The 14,331-nt window shown below is 68.1% G+C and carries 15 protein-coding genes and 1 tRNA gene; 9 read left to right on the forward strand and 7 right to left on the reverse strand.

The genetic code is table 11. From position 1 onward, the window contains the following. Position 1: 1 nt before the first annotated feature. The 3 genes from ACSFA2_RS01995 to ACSFA2_RS02005 all read left to right on the forward strand — a co-directional run bounded on the left by ACSFA2_RS01995 (position 2) and on the right by ACSFA2_RS02005 (position 2,750). Positions 2–799, forward strand: a complete 798-nt coding sequence (locus tag ACSFA2_RS01995; RefSeq protein WP_435453630.1) for an ABC transporter ATP-binding protein — start codon at positions 2–4, stop codon at positions 797–799. Between the two features lie 131 nt (positions 800–930). Next, a complete protein-coding gene (locus ACSFA2_RS02000; protein WP_435453631.1) occupies positions 931–1,683 on the forward strand; it encodes an ABC transporter permease in 753 nt (250 codons plus the stop codon). Positions 1,684–1,733: 50 nt separating this feature from the next. Next, positions 1,734–2,750 (forward strand): isopenicillin N synthase family dioxygenase, encoded by a 1,017-nt coding sequence (locus ACSFA2_RS02005; RefSeq protein ID WP_435453632.1) that lies wholly within the window; start codon positions 1,734–1,736, stop codon positions 2,748–2,750. Positions 2,751–2,754: 4 nt separating this feature from the next. Here the strand turns inward: ACSFA2_RS02005 and ACSFA2_RS02010 are convergent, their stop codons facing one another. Both ACSFA2_RS02010 and radC read right to left on the reverse strand, forming a co-directional pair. Further along, positions 2,755–3,414, reverse strand: coding sequence for a Smr/MutS family protein (locus tag ACSFA2_RS02010; RefSeq protein WP_435453633.1), 660 nt, complete (start codon positions 3,412–3,414; stop codon positions 2,755–2,757). Positions 3,415–3,436: 22 nt separating this feature from the next. Beyond that, positions 3,437–4,114 carry a RadC family protein gene (gene radC / locus ACSFA2_RS02015; protein WP_435453634.1) on the reverse strand — a complete coding sequence of 226 codons (678 nt, stop codon included), beginning with the start codon at positions 4,112–4,114 and terminating at the stop codon, positions 3,437–3,439. 76 nt (positions 4,115–4,190) lie between these two features. On the opposite strand from radC, the gene ACSFA2_RS02020 reads away from it, so the two are divergent. The 6 genes from ACSFA2_RS02020 to shkS all read left to right on the forward strand — a co-directional run bounded on the left by ACSFA2_RS02020 (position 4,191) and on the right by shkS (position 9,751). After that, positions 4,191–4,649, forward strand: a complete 459-nt coding sequence (locus ACSFA2_RS02020) for an FKBP-type peptidyl-prolyl cis-trans isomerase (RefSeq protein WP_435453635.1) — start codon at positions 4,191–4,193, stop codon at positions 4,647–4,649. An 8-nt stretch (positions 4,650–4,657) separates the two neighbouring features. Further along, the gene (ispH, locus tag ACSFA2_RS02025) at positions 4,658–5,617 is read left to right on the forward strand and encodes a 4-hydroxy-3-methylbut-2-enyl diphosphate reductase (RefSeq protein WP_435453636.1); all 960 of its coding nucleotides are present in this window, start codon (positions 4,658–4,660) and stop codon (positions 5,615–5,617) included. After that, positions 5,614–6,579, forward strand: coding sequence for a threonine/serine dehydratase (locus ACSFA2_RS02030; RefSeq protein ID WP_435453637.1), 966 nt, complete (start codon positions 5,614–5,616; stop codon positions 6,577–6,579). Before ispH ends, ACSFA2_RS02030 begins: the two co-directional genes overlap by 4 nt. Before the next feature lie 39 nt (positions 6,580–6,618). Then, positions 6,619–7,950 (forward strand): serine--tRNA ligase, encoded by a 1,332-nt coding sequence (serS, locus tag ACSFA2_RS02035; RefSeq protein ID WP_435453638.1) that lies wholly within the window; start codon positions 6,619–6,621, stop codon positions 7,948–7,950. Between the two features lie 59 nt (positions 7,951–8,009). Further along, positions 8,010–8,097: transfer RNA gene (locus ACSFA2_RS02040), tRNA-Ser, on the forward strand. 217 nt (positions 8,098–8,314) lie between these two features. Next, a complete protein-coding gene (gene shkS, locus ACSFA2_RS02045) occupies positions 8,315–9,751 on the forward strand; it encodes a surface-behavior sensor histidine kinase ShkS (protein ID WP_262075157.1) in 1,437 nt (478 codons plus the stop codon). Positions 9,752–9,797: 46 nt separating this feature from the next. Here the strand turns inward: shkS and ACSFA2_RS02050 are convergent, their stop codons facing one another. From ACSFA2_RS02050 to ACSFA2_RS02070, 5 genes are all read right to left on the reverse strand, one after another. Next, positions 9,798–10,409, reverse strand: coding sequence for a response regulator transcription factor (locus ACSFA2_RS02050; RefSeq protein ID WP_435453639.1), 612 nt, complete (start codon positions 10,407–10,409; stop codon positions 9,798–9,800). A gap of 59 nt (positions 10,410–10,468) precedes the next feature. Further along, positions 10,469–11,791 carry a tryptophan--tRNA ligase gene (locus ACSFA2_RS02055; protein ID WP_435453640.1) on the reverse strand — a complete coding sequence of 441 codons (1,323 nt, stop codon included), beginning with the start codon at positions 11,789–11,791 and terminating at the stop codon, positions 10,469–10,471. A gap of 92 nt (positions 11,792–11,883) precedes the next feature. Continuing rightward, complete coding sequence (locus ACSFA2_RS02060; protein ID WP_435453641.1) at positions 11,884–12,519, reverse strand: L-threonylcarbamoyladenylate synthase; 636 nt, start codon at positions 12,517–12,519, stop codon at positions 11,884–11,886. A gap of 4 nt (positions 12,520–12,523) precedes the next feature. Further along, positions 12,524–13,444: a DMT family transporter gene (locus ACSFA2_RS02065; protein ID WP_435453642.1), complete on the reverse strand. Its 921-nt coding sequence runs from the start codon at positions 13,442–13,444 to the stop codon at positions 12,524–12,526. Next, on the reverse strand, positions 13,441–14,295 hold the full coding sequence (locus ACSFA2_RS02070; RefSeq protein WP_435453643.1) for a 3',5'-nucleoside bisphosphate phosphatase: 855 nt from the start codon (positions 14,293–14,295) through the stop codon (positions 13,441–13,443). The genes ACSFA2_RS02065 and ACSFA2_RS02070 overlap by 4 nt, the downstream gene beginning before the upstream one ends. Positions 14,296–14,331: the final 36 nt, after the last annotated feature.

Raw genomic sequence — 14,331 nt, forward strand, 5'->3', positions numbered from 1 at the left:
CATGCCACTGACCCCCCAGCAGGTGGAGGCGCCAGCCTTCGGCTTTCACCGATTGCAGAAGGTGTTTCGCTCGAAAGACGGCGGCGATGTGATTGCCTTGCGTGACGTCGAATTCGATGTGCGCAAGGGCGAGTTCGTGACCGTGGTCGGGCCGAGTGGCTGCGGAAAGAGCACGCTGTTGCGCATCCTGGCCGGCCTGGAGCGCGCGACCAGCGGCACGGTGGCGCTCGGCGGAAAAACCGTCAGCGGGCCGAGCCGCGACATCGGTGTCGTGTTCCAGGCGCCGGTGCTGCTGCCGTGGCGCACCGTGCTGCAGAACGTACTGGTGCCGGCGCAGATCCAGGGCCGCGACATCAAGGTCGCCACCGAACGCGCGATGCACTACCTGACATTGGTCGGTCTGGAGAACTTCGCGACGAAGTACCCCGGCGAGCTGTCGGGCGGCATGCAGCAGCGCGTCGGCATCGCGCGCGCTTTCGTCAACGACCCGATGCTGCTGCTGATGGACGAGCCCTTCGGTGCGCTCGACGCCATGACGCGCGAGACCATGAACCTCGAACTTCACAAGCTGAAGGAGCGCACCGGCGCCACCATCATGCTGGTGACGCACAGCATTCCCGAGGCGGTGTTTCTCGGCGACCGCGTGGTCGTGATGTCGCCGCGCCCCGGCCGCGTGACGCAGATCATCGATGTCGATCTGCCGCATCCGCGCTCGCTCGACATGATCAACACGGACCGCTTCGGCACCTATGTGTCGGGCATCCGCGCCAACCTGAATGCGGCCGGAGGGCTCGATTGATGAACAGCAGCGCCTTACCCATCCATGCCCCCGTGGACTCTCTGGAGGGCGAAGGGAAATTGGTTTCAACAGCAACAACGAAGGCGCCGCCCGAACCGACCGGCCTCTCGCCCACGCGCCGGCGCTTGCTGATGCTCGGGTTCTTCGTGCTGGTCATGGCGGTCTGGCATTTCGCCGTCCTCCTGCTGGAGGTGTCGCCGCTCATCTTTCCCGGCCCGTGGGCGGTGGCGCGCGCGCTGGTCGAACTGTTCCAGTCGGGCGAGATCGTCAAGCACCTGGGCGTGACGCTCTACGAGATCCTCGCGGGCTTCGCCTTCGGCGCGATCTTCGGCCTGGTGCTGGGCGCATTGATCGGCCAGAGCGCCCTGCTCGAAGCCGTGCTGTACCCGTACGTGGTCGCCTTCCAGACGGTGCCCAAGGTGGCGGTGGCGCCGCTCTTCGTGCTGTGGTTCGGCTTCGACACGACGTCGAAGGTGGTCATCACCGCGACCATCGTGTTCTTCCCGGTACTGGCCAACACCATTGTCGGCCTGCGGTCGGCGCCGCGCGACCAGATCGAGCTGATGAAGGCCTTCACCGCATCGCCCTGGCATGTGTTCCGGATGGTGCGCCTGCCGCAGGCCTTGCCCTATGTGTTCGCGGGGCTGGACATCGGCATCGTGCTGGCCGTGATCGGCGCCATCGTCGGCGAATTCGTCGGCGCGCAGGCCGGCCTGGGCTACCTCATCCTGCAGCGCAACTTCTCGATGGATGCCGCCGGCATGTTCGCCATCCTGGTCGTGCTGTCGCTCATCGGGCTGGTGCTGCACAGCCTGATGAAGTTCATCGCGCGCCGGGTCATCTTCTGGACGGACGCCTTCACCGACCTTTCGCGGGGCTCCTGAGCCGAACTGCGACGCCGAATCATCCCTGCTCACCTCACCAAGGAGACCCCATGTCCTCGACCGAAACCACCATTGACCCGCAGGTCGCCGTCCCGCGCCGCGCATCCGCCACCGAAATGCCTATTCTCGATCTGGGTGACTGGCTTGCCGGCGGACCGATCGAGCCGCTGGTCGCGCAGTTCAAGGCGGCGTGTACGAACACCGGCTTTCTCTACGTTCGCAACCACGGCATTCCGCGTGCCGCGGTCGATGCGGTATTCGATGCGACGCGCCGCTACTTCAGCCTGTCGATGGAAGAGCGCCTGAAGGACAAGATCGACGAGCGCTTCCGTCGCGGCTTCATGCCCTATGGCGTGACGCAGCATCCGGGTCACAAGCCCGACCTGAAGGAAAGCTACGAGCTCGGCGTGGACTTGCCGGTGACGGACCCCGACGTCCAGGCCGGATTGCCGCTGCATGGTCCCAATCGCTGGCCTGCGGACAAGCCTTGGTTGAAGGAGGCTGCCGAGACGTACTTCGGCTACACGGTCGCGCTGGGCAAGAACCTGCTGCGCATCTTCGCGACGGCGCTCGAGCAACCCGAAGACTTCTTCCTGCAGTGGTGCCAGAAGCCGATGGTGCAGTCGCGGCTCTTCCACTACCCGCCGCAGTCGAGCCCCACGGCGCTCGAACTCGGTGCCGCGGCGCACACCGACTACGGCATGCTGACGATTCTTGCGCAAGACCCGATCGGCGGGCTCGAGTTGCGCACGCGCAGCGGCGAATGGGTGGGCGCGCCCTACATCGAGGACACGCTGGTCATCAACCTGGGTGACATGGTCAAGGTCTGGACCAACGACATCTACGTGTCGAACCCGCACCGCGTGGCCAATCGGACGGGCCGGGAGCGCTTCTCGATCCCGACCTTCTTCAACCTGGACTACGCGACGCCGGTCGCGTGCCTGCCGCAGTTCCAATCCGCGGACAACCCGTCGCGACATGCGCCAGTGAAATCCGGCGACTATCTGGTCAAGCGCTTCTCCGAGGTGCAGAAGTACAAGACGCCAGCGGAACTGCAGGCGGCTTGAGCCCTCAGCGCTTGACCGGTGCCAGCAGCACCACCAGCGCCCCGGCCCCGCCTTCGGCCGGCTTGGCCTGCACGAAGGCGAGCACCTCGTTCTTCTGGATCAGCCAGCGCTGCGTCTTGGTCTTGAGCACGGGCTGCTTGCCCGGCGACCCCAGGCCCTTGCCGTGCACCACGCGCACGCAGCGCACGCCCTGCTTGTGCGCGCCGCGGATGAAGGCGCCCAGCGCCTCACGGGCCTCGTCGCTGCGCAGGCCGTGCAGGTCGACCTGCTTCTGGATCGTCCATTCGCCGGCGCGCAGCTTGCGCGTCACGTCGGTGCCGATGCCGGGGCGGCGGAAGCTCATGGCGTCGTCGACGTCGAGCAGGGTGGTGACATCGAACTCGTCGGACAGCGATTCGCGCAGCACGCGCTGCTCGTCCAGCTGGTGCTGCACCGGGATCGGTGCCGGTGGCTCCGGCGCCAGCGGCACGGCGGCACTGCGCTTGCTGAGCGGTTGCGTGGCGCCGATGGCCCGGGCGAAGAGGTTCTGCTCCGCCTGCCGCTTCTTCTCGGCGGCCGCGCGAGCCGCCGCTGCGTCGGCTTCGCGCGCGCGCTGCTCGGTCAGCGTGCGCTGGACGGCGCCGAGGTCGGCGAGGCTCTTGAGCGTGTCGGAACGGCGTGGCATGGGCTCAGCATAGCAAGGCAAGTCAGACCAGGCCGCGCTCCGCCATCGACAGCGTCTGGCCGCGCGCCACGACGATGTGGTCGAGCACCCGCACGTCGACCAGTGCGAGCGCGGCCTTGAGCGTCTGCGTGAGCGCCTCGTCGGCGCGCGAGGGCTCGACGCCGCCGCTCGGGTGGTTGTGGGCGAGGATCACCGCGGCGGCGTGGTGGTGCAGGGCGCGGACCACGACTTCGCGCGGGTACACGCTGGTCTGGCTGAGCGTGCCGCGAAACAGCTCCTCCATCGCGATGAGCCGATGCTGCGCATCGAGAAAGAGCGCCGCGAACACCTCGTGGGGCCGGGACGCGATGTGCAGTTGCAGGTAGTGGCTCACCGCGGCGGGCGAATCGAACACGGTGCGTTCGCGCAGCCGCTCGGCCATGGCGCGCCGCGCCAATTCGAGCACGGCGGTGAGCTCGGCCCGCTTGGCCGGCCCGCCGAGGCCCTTGACCTGACGCAGGTCGTCGACGCCGGTCTGCAGCAGGCCGGCAATGCCGCCGAAGGTGTCGAGCAGTTCCTGCGCCAGCTGCAGCACGTTCTTGCCGGCCATGCCGGTGCGCAGCAGCAGGGCGAGCAGTTCGGCGTCGCCCAATGCGCCGGCCCCGCGGGCGAGCAGCTTCTCGCGCGGTCTGGCTTCTGCCGGCAGATCCTTGAAAGACATGGTGCCGCAGGGGCTTGGGCCCCACTCCCTAAAATGGCGGATTCAGTGTACCGGGGCCTTCGCGGCCGATCTCACCTTGTCTTCGCCCACCACCCACGCCGTCGTCACCGCTGGCTCTTTTCTCACGCTGCACTACCGGCTGGCCGGGCCCGCGGGCGACATCATCAACACCTTCGCCGACAAGCCGGCGACGCTGTCGCTGGGCACCGGCGAGCTGTCGCCGGCCGTCGAGCAGCGGCTGATGGGCCTGGAAGAGGGCGCGCACACCACCTTCGACCTGCCCGCGGGCGAAGCCTTTGGCGACCGCAATCCCGAGATGCAGCAGTGGGTCGCACGCACCCTGTTGGCCAAGATGGGTGACCCCGACGAGCGCTACGCCGTCGGCGACGTGGTGGAGTTCCCCACGCCCGACGGCATGGGAAGCTACGCCGGTGCCGTGATTGCGTCGAGCGACACCGCGGTGCAGTTCGACTTCAACCACCCGCTGGCCGGCCAGCCCGTCACCTTCGAAGTGCGGCTGATCGGCGTGCTGTGACCGGCCCGATGGAAAAGGAAATCCTGCTCGCCGAGCCGCGCGGCTTCTGCGCGGGCGTGGACCGCGCCATCGAGATCGTCGAGCGCGCCATCGCCAAGTTCGGCGCACCGATCTACGTGCGCCACGAGATCGTGCACAACACCTACGTGGTGAACGAGCTCAAGGCCAAGGGCGCGATCTTCATCGAGGACCTGGCCGACGTGCCGCCGGGCTCGACGCTGGTCTTCAGCGCGCACGGCGTGAGCAAGGCGATCGAGGCCGAGGCGCATGCGCGCGGCTTCGACGTGTTCGACGCCACCTGCCCGCTGGTGACCAAGGTGCACGTCGAGGTCGCCAAGCTCGCGAAAGAGGGCTACGAATTCATCATGATCGGCCACAAGGGCCATCCCGAGGTCGAGGGCACGATGGGCCAGCTGTCGAGCGGCATCCACCTGGTGGAAGACGTCGCGGACGTGGCCACCGTGCAGCCGGGCCAGACCGACAAGCTCGCCGTCGTGACGCAGACCACGCTGTCGGTCGACGACGCGGCCGAGATCGCCGCCGCCGTGCGCGCGCGCTTCCCGAAGGTGCGCGAGCCCAAGCAGCAGGACATCTGCTACGCCACGCAGAACCGCCAGGACGCGGTGAAGATCATGAGCCCGCAGGTCGACATCGTGATCGTGGTTGGCAGCCCGACCAGCTCGAACAGCAACCGCCTTCGCGAACTGGCGCAGCGCCTGGGCACCGAAAGCTACATGGTCGATTCGGCCGATGAACTCAAGCCCGAGTGGTTCGAGGGCAAGACGCGCGTCGGACTCACCGCCGGCGCCTCGGCGCCCGAGGTGCTGGTGCGCGAGGTGATCGACCGCGTGAAGGCGCTCGGCGCGGTGTCGGTCCGCAAGATGGACGGCATCGAGGAAACACTGAAGTTCCCGCTGCCCAAGGGCCTGAAGCTCGACCACATGCCCGCACCCGGACACATCTCTTGAATCTGAACGACATCGACTGGCGTGCCGACATCGAGCGCGCCGCCCAACGCCTGGCCGCACACCGCGGCGCCTACCTGCGCGAGACGCCGCTGTGGAAGCTCTCGCCCGACGCCTTCGGCCTGTCGACGGCAGAGGGCGTCGAGGTCTGGCTCAAGCTCGAGCACCTGCAGATCGCCGGCAGCTTCAAGGCGCGCGGGATGATGAATCGGCTGCTGGCCCACGACATCCCGGCCGCGGGTGTGGTGGTGGCGTCGGGTGGCAACGCCGGGATCGCCACAGCCGCCGCGGCACGTGCGCTCGGTGTGCGCTGCGAGGTCTTCCTGCCCGGCGTGTCGCCCGAGGCCAAGCGGGCACGGCTGCGCGCGCTGGGCGCCGAGGTCACGGTGGTCGGCGAGGCCTATGCCGATGCGCTCGCGGCCTGCCTGGCGCGCCAGCGTGAGAGCGGCGCGCTGCTGACCCACGCCTACGACCAGCCCGAGGTGGTGGCCGGTGCCGGCACGCTCGGCCGCGAGATCGAGGCGCAGGGCGGCCTGCCCGATTCGGTGCTGGTGAGCGTGGGCGGCGGCGGGCTGATCGGTGGCCTGGCGGCCTGGTTCGGCCCGCGCAGCCGCGTGGTGGCGCTCGAGCCCGAGCGTGCGCCGACGCTGTTCCGCGCCCGGGAAGCCGGCGCACCGGTGGATGTCGAGGTCGGCGGCGTGGCCGCGGATTCGCTGGGCGCCAAGCGCATCGGCGAGCACGCCTGGGCCATCACGCAGCGCGAGGTGCGCGATGCCCTGCTGCTGTCCGACGACGCGATCCGCGCGGCGCAGGTCTGGCTCTGGAAAGAGATGAAGCTGGCCGTCGAACCGGCGGCTGCGCTGCCGCTGGCGGCACTCCAGACGGGCGCCTACGTGCCGCGCGCAGGGGAGAAGGTCTGCCTCATCGTCTGCGGCGCGAACGTCGACCCGGCCACGCTGGCCTGAGCACACAGTGGGTTCGCGGCGCCCACCTAAAATCGCCCGATGCTCGATATCACCATGCTGCGCAAGGACCTGGCCTCGGCCGTGGCCCGCCTCGAAACGCGCAAGAAAAACCAGCCTTACCTCAACGTCCATGCCTTCACGGCGCTGGAGGCCGAGCGCAAGACGCTGCAGGTCCGCACCGAGGAGCTGCAGGCCCGGCGCAACATGCTCAACAAGCAGATCGGCCCGCTGAAGGCCAAGGGCGAGCCGATCGATGCGCTGATGACCGAGGTCAATGCGCTCAAGGCCGAGCAGGAATCGCAGTCCGCACGGCTCGAGGCCATCCAGCCCGAACTACAGGCCCTGCTGCTGGCCGTGCCCAACCTGCCGCACGAGAGCGTGCCGGTGGGCGAGGACGAGAGCGGCAACGTCGAAGTGCGCCGCTGGAGCCCGCAAGGCGGCGTCGGTGCCGACGCCACGCCGCTGGCCTTCACACCCAAGGACCACGTCGACCTCGGCGCGCCGCTGGGTCTGGACTTCGAGATGGGCGCCAAGCTCGCCGGTTCGCGCTTCAGCGTGCTGAAGGGCCCGATCGCCCGTCTGCACCGCGCGCTGGCGCAGTTCATGATCGACACGCAGACCGAGCGCCACGGCTACACCGAGTGCTACGTGCCCTACATCGTCAATGCCGACTCGATGCGCGGCACCGGTCAGTTGCCGAAGTTCGAGGGCGACCTGTTCGCCGCGAAGAAGGGCGGCCAGGACGGCGAGCCGGTGCCCGACAACCAGGCGCTCTACCTGATCCCGACCAGCGAGGTGCCGCTGACCAACTTCGTGCGCGACGAGGTGGTGGCCGAATCGCAACTGCCGATGAAGCTCACCGCGCATTCGCCGTGCTTTCGCTCCGAAGCCGGCAGCGCCGGCCGCGACACGCGCGGCATGATCCGCCAGCACCAGTTCGACAAGGTCGAGATGGTGCAGATCACGCACCCCGAGAAAAGCTACGAAGCGCTCGAAGCCATGACCACGCACGCCGAGGCGGTGCTCCAGGCGCTGGAGCTGCCGTACCGCGTGGTGCTGCTGTGCACCGGCGACATGGGTTTCGGCTCGAGCAAGACCTACGACCTGGAGGTGTGGCTGCCGGCTCAGAACACCTACCGCGAGATCAGCTCGGTCTCGAACTGCGAGGCGTTCCAGGCGCGCCGGCTGCAGGCGCGCTTCAAGAATGCGCAGGGCAAGAACGAGCTGGTGCACACGCTCAACGGCTCCGGCCTGGCCGTGGGCCGGGCGCTCGTCGCCGTGCTGGAGAACCACCAGAACGAGGACGGTTCGATCCGTGTGCCTGTAGCACTACGCCCCTACCTTGGCGGCCTCGACACGTTGCGCGCCTGAGACGCTTCGCGCCCGGGTCGCCGAATTCTGCTGCTAGAATCGAAGGCTCGACAGACACCGGAGAGGTGGCAGAGTGGTCGAATGTACCTGACTCGAAATCAGGCGTACGGAAACGTACCGAGGGTTCGAATCCCTCCCTCTCCTCCAAGATAGCCCCGTTCAGGGGCTATTTTTTTGTCTGGACGAAACGTGAAGTCCAGGGCGAGGTGCACCTGCCGACGCCGACCGACGCGGTCGCCGGCCGGGGTTGGGTCGGCACAACACTCGGGTCGGCGGGTGCAAGGCTGCCCCTAGAATCGCGGCCAAGCCAACGCCCTTCGGAGGGGCCGTTCCAAAAGGGGTCAGTTGACAGAGGTTTTGAGCCATGAAGGGTAATTCGTCGTTCGTGGGTCTCGGCAACTCGTCGTTTGCGAGTTTGACGCCGGCCCCCGCGACGGCGGACGAAGCCGAACCGTGGGTGCGCGGGGAACTGATCCGCAGCCTGATGCGTGCGGCACGGGGCTCCTACCTGCTGGCCGCGGCGCTCATGCCGGCCATGATCGGCCTGAGCTGGGGCCATGTGCCACGCTGGCAGCTCTTCGTCTGGCTCGCGATCGGCATTGCCGCCACTGGCTGCCGTGTCTGGGGCGAACGGCTCTACGTGCGCGACTACGCCGACAAGGACTCGGCCTCGCAGCAGGAATTCGTCGACCGCTACCGCTTCCTGTGGGGCACCAGTGCCTTCGCCTGGGGCCTGTCGATCCTGATCTTTTTCGAGCGCACGCCGCTGGTCAACCAGTTCATGAGCTGGCTCATCGTGGCCGGTGTCGCCACCTTCCCGCTCAACGGCCTGGCGCTCTATCCGCCGCTGCTGCGGCGCTACGTCAACGTGCTCTTCATCACCATGATGGCGGCCGTGGCCTTCCGCGTGGTCGAACTCAACTTCCAGCGCCCGCATTTCCACTACGGCTTCCTGATGCTGCCGGTGCTGCACTGGTGGCTGCTGCTGCGGGCCGGTCGCCGCATCCATGAGACGGCGCGCAACAGCTTCGAGCTGCTGTTCCACAACCACATCCTGATCAATTCCCTGACCCAGCAGCGGCAAGCCGCCGTGTCGGCCGTCGCCATGAAGAACCGCTTCCTGGCGAGCGCCGCGCATGACATGCGCCAGCCGGTGCTGGCGCTGTCGCTGTATGCGGACTGGCTGCGCAACGAGCCGGAACTGGTCCAGGAGATCGCGCCGAAGATCGTTCGCGCCACGCATGCGGTGAACGCGCTGTTCGACTCGCTCTTCGACCTGGCGCGCATCGATTCGGGCCAGGTCCGGCTGCACATCGAGCGGGTCGACGTGGCCCAGCTGCTGCATGACCTGGAGCTGCAATACCGGCCGGTGGCCGAGGCCAAGGGCCTGCGCTTTCGGGTGCACATCAGCCGCGGCACCGTGCTCACCGACCCGATTCGGGTGCGCCGCATGATCGGCAACCTGCTGGCCAACGCCATCAAGTACACGGTGGAGGGCGGCATCCTGCTCGCGTCGCGGCAGACCAAGGACGGGCTGCGCGTGGAGGTGTGGGACACCGGCATCGGCATCGCCCGCGAACACCTGCGCGACGTGTTCCTGGAGTTCTACAAGGTGGCCGACCATGCCGGCACGTCGGACGGCTTCGGCCTGGGCCTGGCCATCGTGGCGCGCCTGTCGCACGCCTTGGGCCATCCGGTGAGCGTGCGCTCGCGCCTGGGGCGCGGCAGCGTGTTCCGCGTGGCGCTCAACGATGCCGACGAGTCGCAGGCGCAGACCCGCATCTCCGGCGCAGTGGGCTGACGCCGCTGCCCGTGGCGGGTGGCGTCAAGCCCCGATCACCTCAAGATCACATCGACCCTGAAGACGAGAGCAGGCCGTGGTTGCGCGCGTGGTGCAACGCCTGCGTGCGGCTCTTGACGCCCAGTCGACGGAACAGGCGCCACAGGTGCACCTTGACGGTGTGCTCGCTGATCTCGAGCTCGGTTGCGATGTCGCGGTTGCTCATGCCCTTGTCGAGCATGGCGATGAGCTGGGTCTGGCGCTTGGACAGCTTGCCGCTGTTGGCGGCTGCCACCGGCTCCTCGACATCGCTGTCGGCCATGAGCAGCCCGCGCAGCACGGCGGTGAGTTCGGCCGAACTGGCCGACTTCTCGATGTAGGTGTCGGCGCCGGCTTCGATGCAGGCCTCTTCCATGTCGGCCGCTGGCGAGGCCGAGTACACGGCGATCGGCACGTCCGGATAGATCTGCTTGACCGCGATGACGCCGGAGCAGCCCGTGGTGTCGGGGAGCTTCAGATCGAGGCAAAAGAGATCGGGCGCCCCATGCTGCTTGACGGCGCTGGTGAGCTTGTCCAGCCGCTCCAGTTCGACGATGTTCTCCGCGGGCCGCAGGCGCCGCAGCACCATCACGATGGCGTCGCGCATCAGGGGGTGATCGTCGATGACGTAAATGCTCATGGTCTGCTTTCTGAGTGAACGCTCGGCCGGCAGATGCCGGCCATGCCTGATTCTGTTCCTTAACCGCCGCTGGCGGCCAGTGACTGTGCCGCCAGCACCTCCAGGGCCTCCGCCGCGGCACGCATCCCGTCATTGTCGGCGGGTTCGAGCTGTTCGGCGAGGGCCGCCAGTCCGGCACCGCCTTCCTGCTGGAGGCGCCCGATGGCACGGCCGGCCTCCTGCGGCGTCGAGAAAGCGCGGCTCTGCAGCAGCAGTTCGCCCTGGGCGTCGAGCAGCTTGAAGTAGAACTGGCCGTCGCTTTCGCGGTATTGCTTGAAGCTGGGGCGGGCCACTTTGGCGGCCTTGCGCGTGGTTGCGGCGGCGGGCGCCTCGAGCCGGCGCAAGCCGACGGCGTGGCGCAGCCGGCCGATGAAGGGCTGCGACAGCGCCCGTGCCTTCTCGGCGCCCGCGATCAGGATGCGCTCGATCTGCGCCGGATCGTTGATCAACGCTTCGTAGTGCGCGCGCATCGGAGCGATTTCCCGGTCGATGCGCTCGAACACGCGTTGCTTGGCGTCGCCCCAGGCGATGCCTTCGGCGTAGGCCTTGCGCAGCGCGGCGGTTTCCTCCGCGTCGGCGAAGGCCTGGTAGATCTGGAAGAGTGCGGAGCCCTCGGTCTCCTTCGGCTCGCCGGGGGCGCGCGAGTCGGTCACGATGCTGCCGATCAGCTTTTGCAACTGGGCGCGTGGCGTGAAGAGCGGGATCGTGTTGTCGTAGCTCTTGCTCATCTTGCGGCCGTCGAGGCCGGGCAGCGTGGCCACCGCGTCGTCGATCTCGGCCTCGGGCAGGGTGAAGTGCTCGCCGTACAGGTGGTTGAAGCGCTGCGCCATGTCGCGCGCCATCTCGATGTGCTGCACCTGGTCGCGGCCCACCGGCACCTTGTGCGCGTTGAACATCAGGATGTCTGCGCCCATGAGCACCGGGTACATGAAGAGGCCGGCGCTCACATCGGCGTCCGGGTCCTCGCCCTTGGCCACGTTCTTGTCGACCGAGGCCTTGTAGGCGTGCGCGCGGTTGAGGATGCCCTTGCCGGTGACACAGGTCAGGAACCAGGTGAGTTCGGGGATCTCGGGGATGTCCGACTGGCGGTAGAACGTGACCCGCTCCGGGTCGAGCCCGCAGGCCAGCCAGCTGGCCGCGATCTCCAGCGTCGAGCGCTGGATGCGCACCGGGTCGTCGACCTTGATCAGCGCGTGGTAGTCCGCCAGGAAATAGAAGCTCTGCACGTCGGCGCGGCGGCTGAAGCGCACCGAGTGACGCACCGAACCCACGTAGTTGCCCAGGTGCGGCGTGCCGCTGGTCGTGATGCCGGTGAGAAAGCGGGTGGGAGAGGGCGGAGTCATGGCAGGCAGGGGGCGGACGAAAGGCAATCGCAAGCGAGGCGGGCCGCGAAAATATTGCACATTGTGTCAGACGGCTCCTGCCGGCCGCGGCGTCAAAGACCGAGCAGGGACACCGGGCCGCGCCCGAGCCGCACCACCACGGGGTCGCCGCCTTCGCCCAAAGGCGTGAGGTCGACCACGGTGGTCGGCTCCGACGCGCAGGCGCCGGCGTCGATCACGGCGCCGATCAGCTTCTCGAAGCGCGCCCGGATCTCCTGCGCGTCGTTCAGCGGCTGCGTTTCGCCGGGCGGGATCAACGTGGTCGCCAGGAGCGGCGCGCCATGCAGCGCCAGCAGCTCGGACAGCACCTTGTGGTCGGGCACGCGCAGGCCGATGGTCTTGCGCTGCGGGTGACTCACCCGGCGTGGCACTTCCTTGGTGGCTTCCAGCAGGAAGGTGTACGGCCCCGGCGTCGCCGCCTTCAGCAGCCGGTACTGCTTGTTGTCGACCTTGGCGTAGTTGGCCAGCTCGCTCAGGTCGCGGCACAGCAGCGTCAGGTGGTGCTTGTCGTCGACCTGCCGGATGCGGCGCAGCCGGTCGACCGCGTCCTTGTCGTCCAGGTGGCAGGCCAGCGCGTAGCTGGAGTCGGTCGGCACGGCGACGACTTCGCCGCGCTCGAGCAGCGCCACGGCCTGCTTGAGCAGCCGCTGCTGGGGGTTCTCGGGATGAACTTCGAAATATTGAGCCATGGTGTCAGCCTTCCGCGGGTTCGATGGGGACACGGCGCTCGCGCACCGTCAGCCAGGCGCCGGCCGCGCCGCAGGCGGCGATCATGCCCATGCCAACCAGCGACACGACATCGGGCACCTGCGCGAACATGAGCCAGCCGCCCAGCATGGCGAAGGCGATCTGGGCATAAAGGTAGGGCGTCAGCGTGGAGGCCGGCGCGCGCTGGAAGGCCAGGATGAGCATGAAGTGGCCCACGGTGCCCATCAGGCCCATGAGGCACAGCAGCGCCCACCACTGCCACGACGGCAGGCTCTGCCACACGAAAGGCAACGCCACCGAGGCCAGCAGGGTGCCGGCCCAGCCGGTGTAGAAGTGCATCGTCAGCGGATTCTCGGTCTGCGCCAGCTTGCTGGTGAGCACCTGGAACCAGGCGTTTGTCACCACCAGCCCGAAGGGCAGCAGCATCGCCCAGCTGAAGGCGCCGCCCCCGGGGCGAAGGATCACCAGCGTGCCGGCGAAGCCCCCGGCCACCAGCGCCCAACGCAGCGGCGACACCTGCTCCTTGAGCACGGTGGCGGCCAGCAAGGTCACGGCCAGGGGTGCGATCAGCACGATCGACGTGAACTCGGCCAGCGGCATGTAGCGCAGGCTGAAGAAGGCAAAGATGCTGGTCACCAGCAGCAGCGCGCCGCGCAGTGCGTGATAGCGGGGGTGGGCGGTGCGAAGCAGCGCCGTGCCGTGGCGCGGCAGCAGCACCAGCGAGGTGGCCACGGCCTGAAAGGCGTAACGGAACCACACGCCCATCAGGATCGGCACCGTGGTCACGGAAATCTTGGTGGCGGTGTCGAGCGTCGAGAAGCAGGCGACCGCCAGCACCACCAGCCCGATGCCGGCCAGGATGCGTTCCGATTCGCGGTCGCGCGCGCCTGCTCGCTCGGCGCTCACTGGATGCGGTCTTCGAGCAGTTCCCAGACCGGTGTCAGGCTGCCCGGCAGCCAGGGCAGCTTGCCCAGGTCGACATGGCTCTCGTCGGGGCTGTGGAAATCACTGCCGCGCGACGCGGCGAAGCCGTATTCCAGCGCCTTCTCGGCGTACTCCACATATTCGGCGGGGCTGTGGCTGCCGGTCACGACCTCGATCGCACGGCCGCCGTGCGCCTGGAATTCGATGAAGAGCGCGTGCTCTTCGTTGGCCGTGAAGTTGTAGCGGCCGGGGTGCGCCACCACGGCGATGCCGCCGCCGGCAGTGATCCAGTGCACCGCATCCTTCAGCGTGGCCCAGCGGTGCGGCACATAGCCCGGCTTGCCTTCGGTCAGGTACTTGCGGAACACCTCCGAGGTGTCGCGGCAGACGCCGCTCTCGACCAGGAAGCGCGCGAAGTGGGTGCGCGAGATCAGTTCCGGGTTGCCGACGAACGTGAGGGCGCCTTCGTAGGCGCCGGGGATGCCGACCCGGGCCAGGCCGGCTGACATCTCCTGCGCCCGTGCACCGCGACCGCCGCGCGTGGCCTGCAGGCCGGCCCGCATGCCGGCGTCGTCCGGGTCGAAGCCCAGGCCGACGATGTGCACCGTCTCGCCGGCGAAGGTCACGGAGATCTCGCAGCCGGTGAGGTAGCGCATGCCGTGGGCCTTGGCCGCGGCCATGGCGCGGTGCTGGCCGCCGACCTCGTCGTGGTCGGTGAGCGCCCACAACTCGACGCCGTTGGCCGCCGCGCGTTCGGCCAGCGCCTCGGGCGTGAGCGTGCCGTCGGAGACCACGGAATGGCAGTGCAGGTCGGCATTGAGGATGGAAGGCACGCGCCGATTTTAAGTGCTCGCCTCGCGGGGCGCCGG

The organism is Variovorax cryoconiti (assembly GCF_051216395.1).
GTDB lineage: Bacteria > Pseudomonadota > Gammaproteobacteria > Burkholderiales > Burkholderiaceae_C > Variovorax.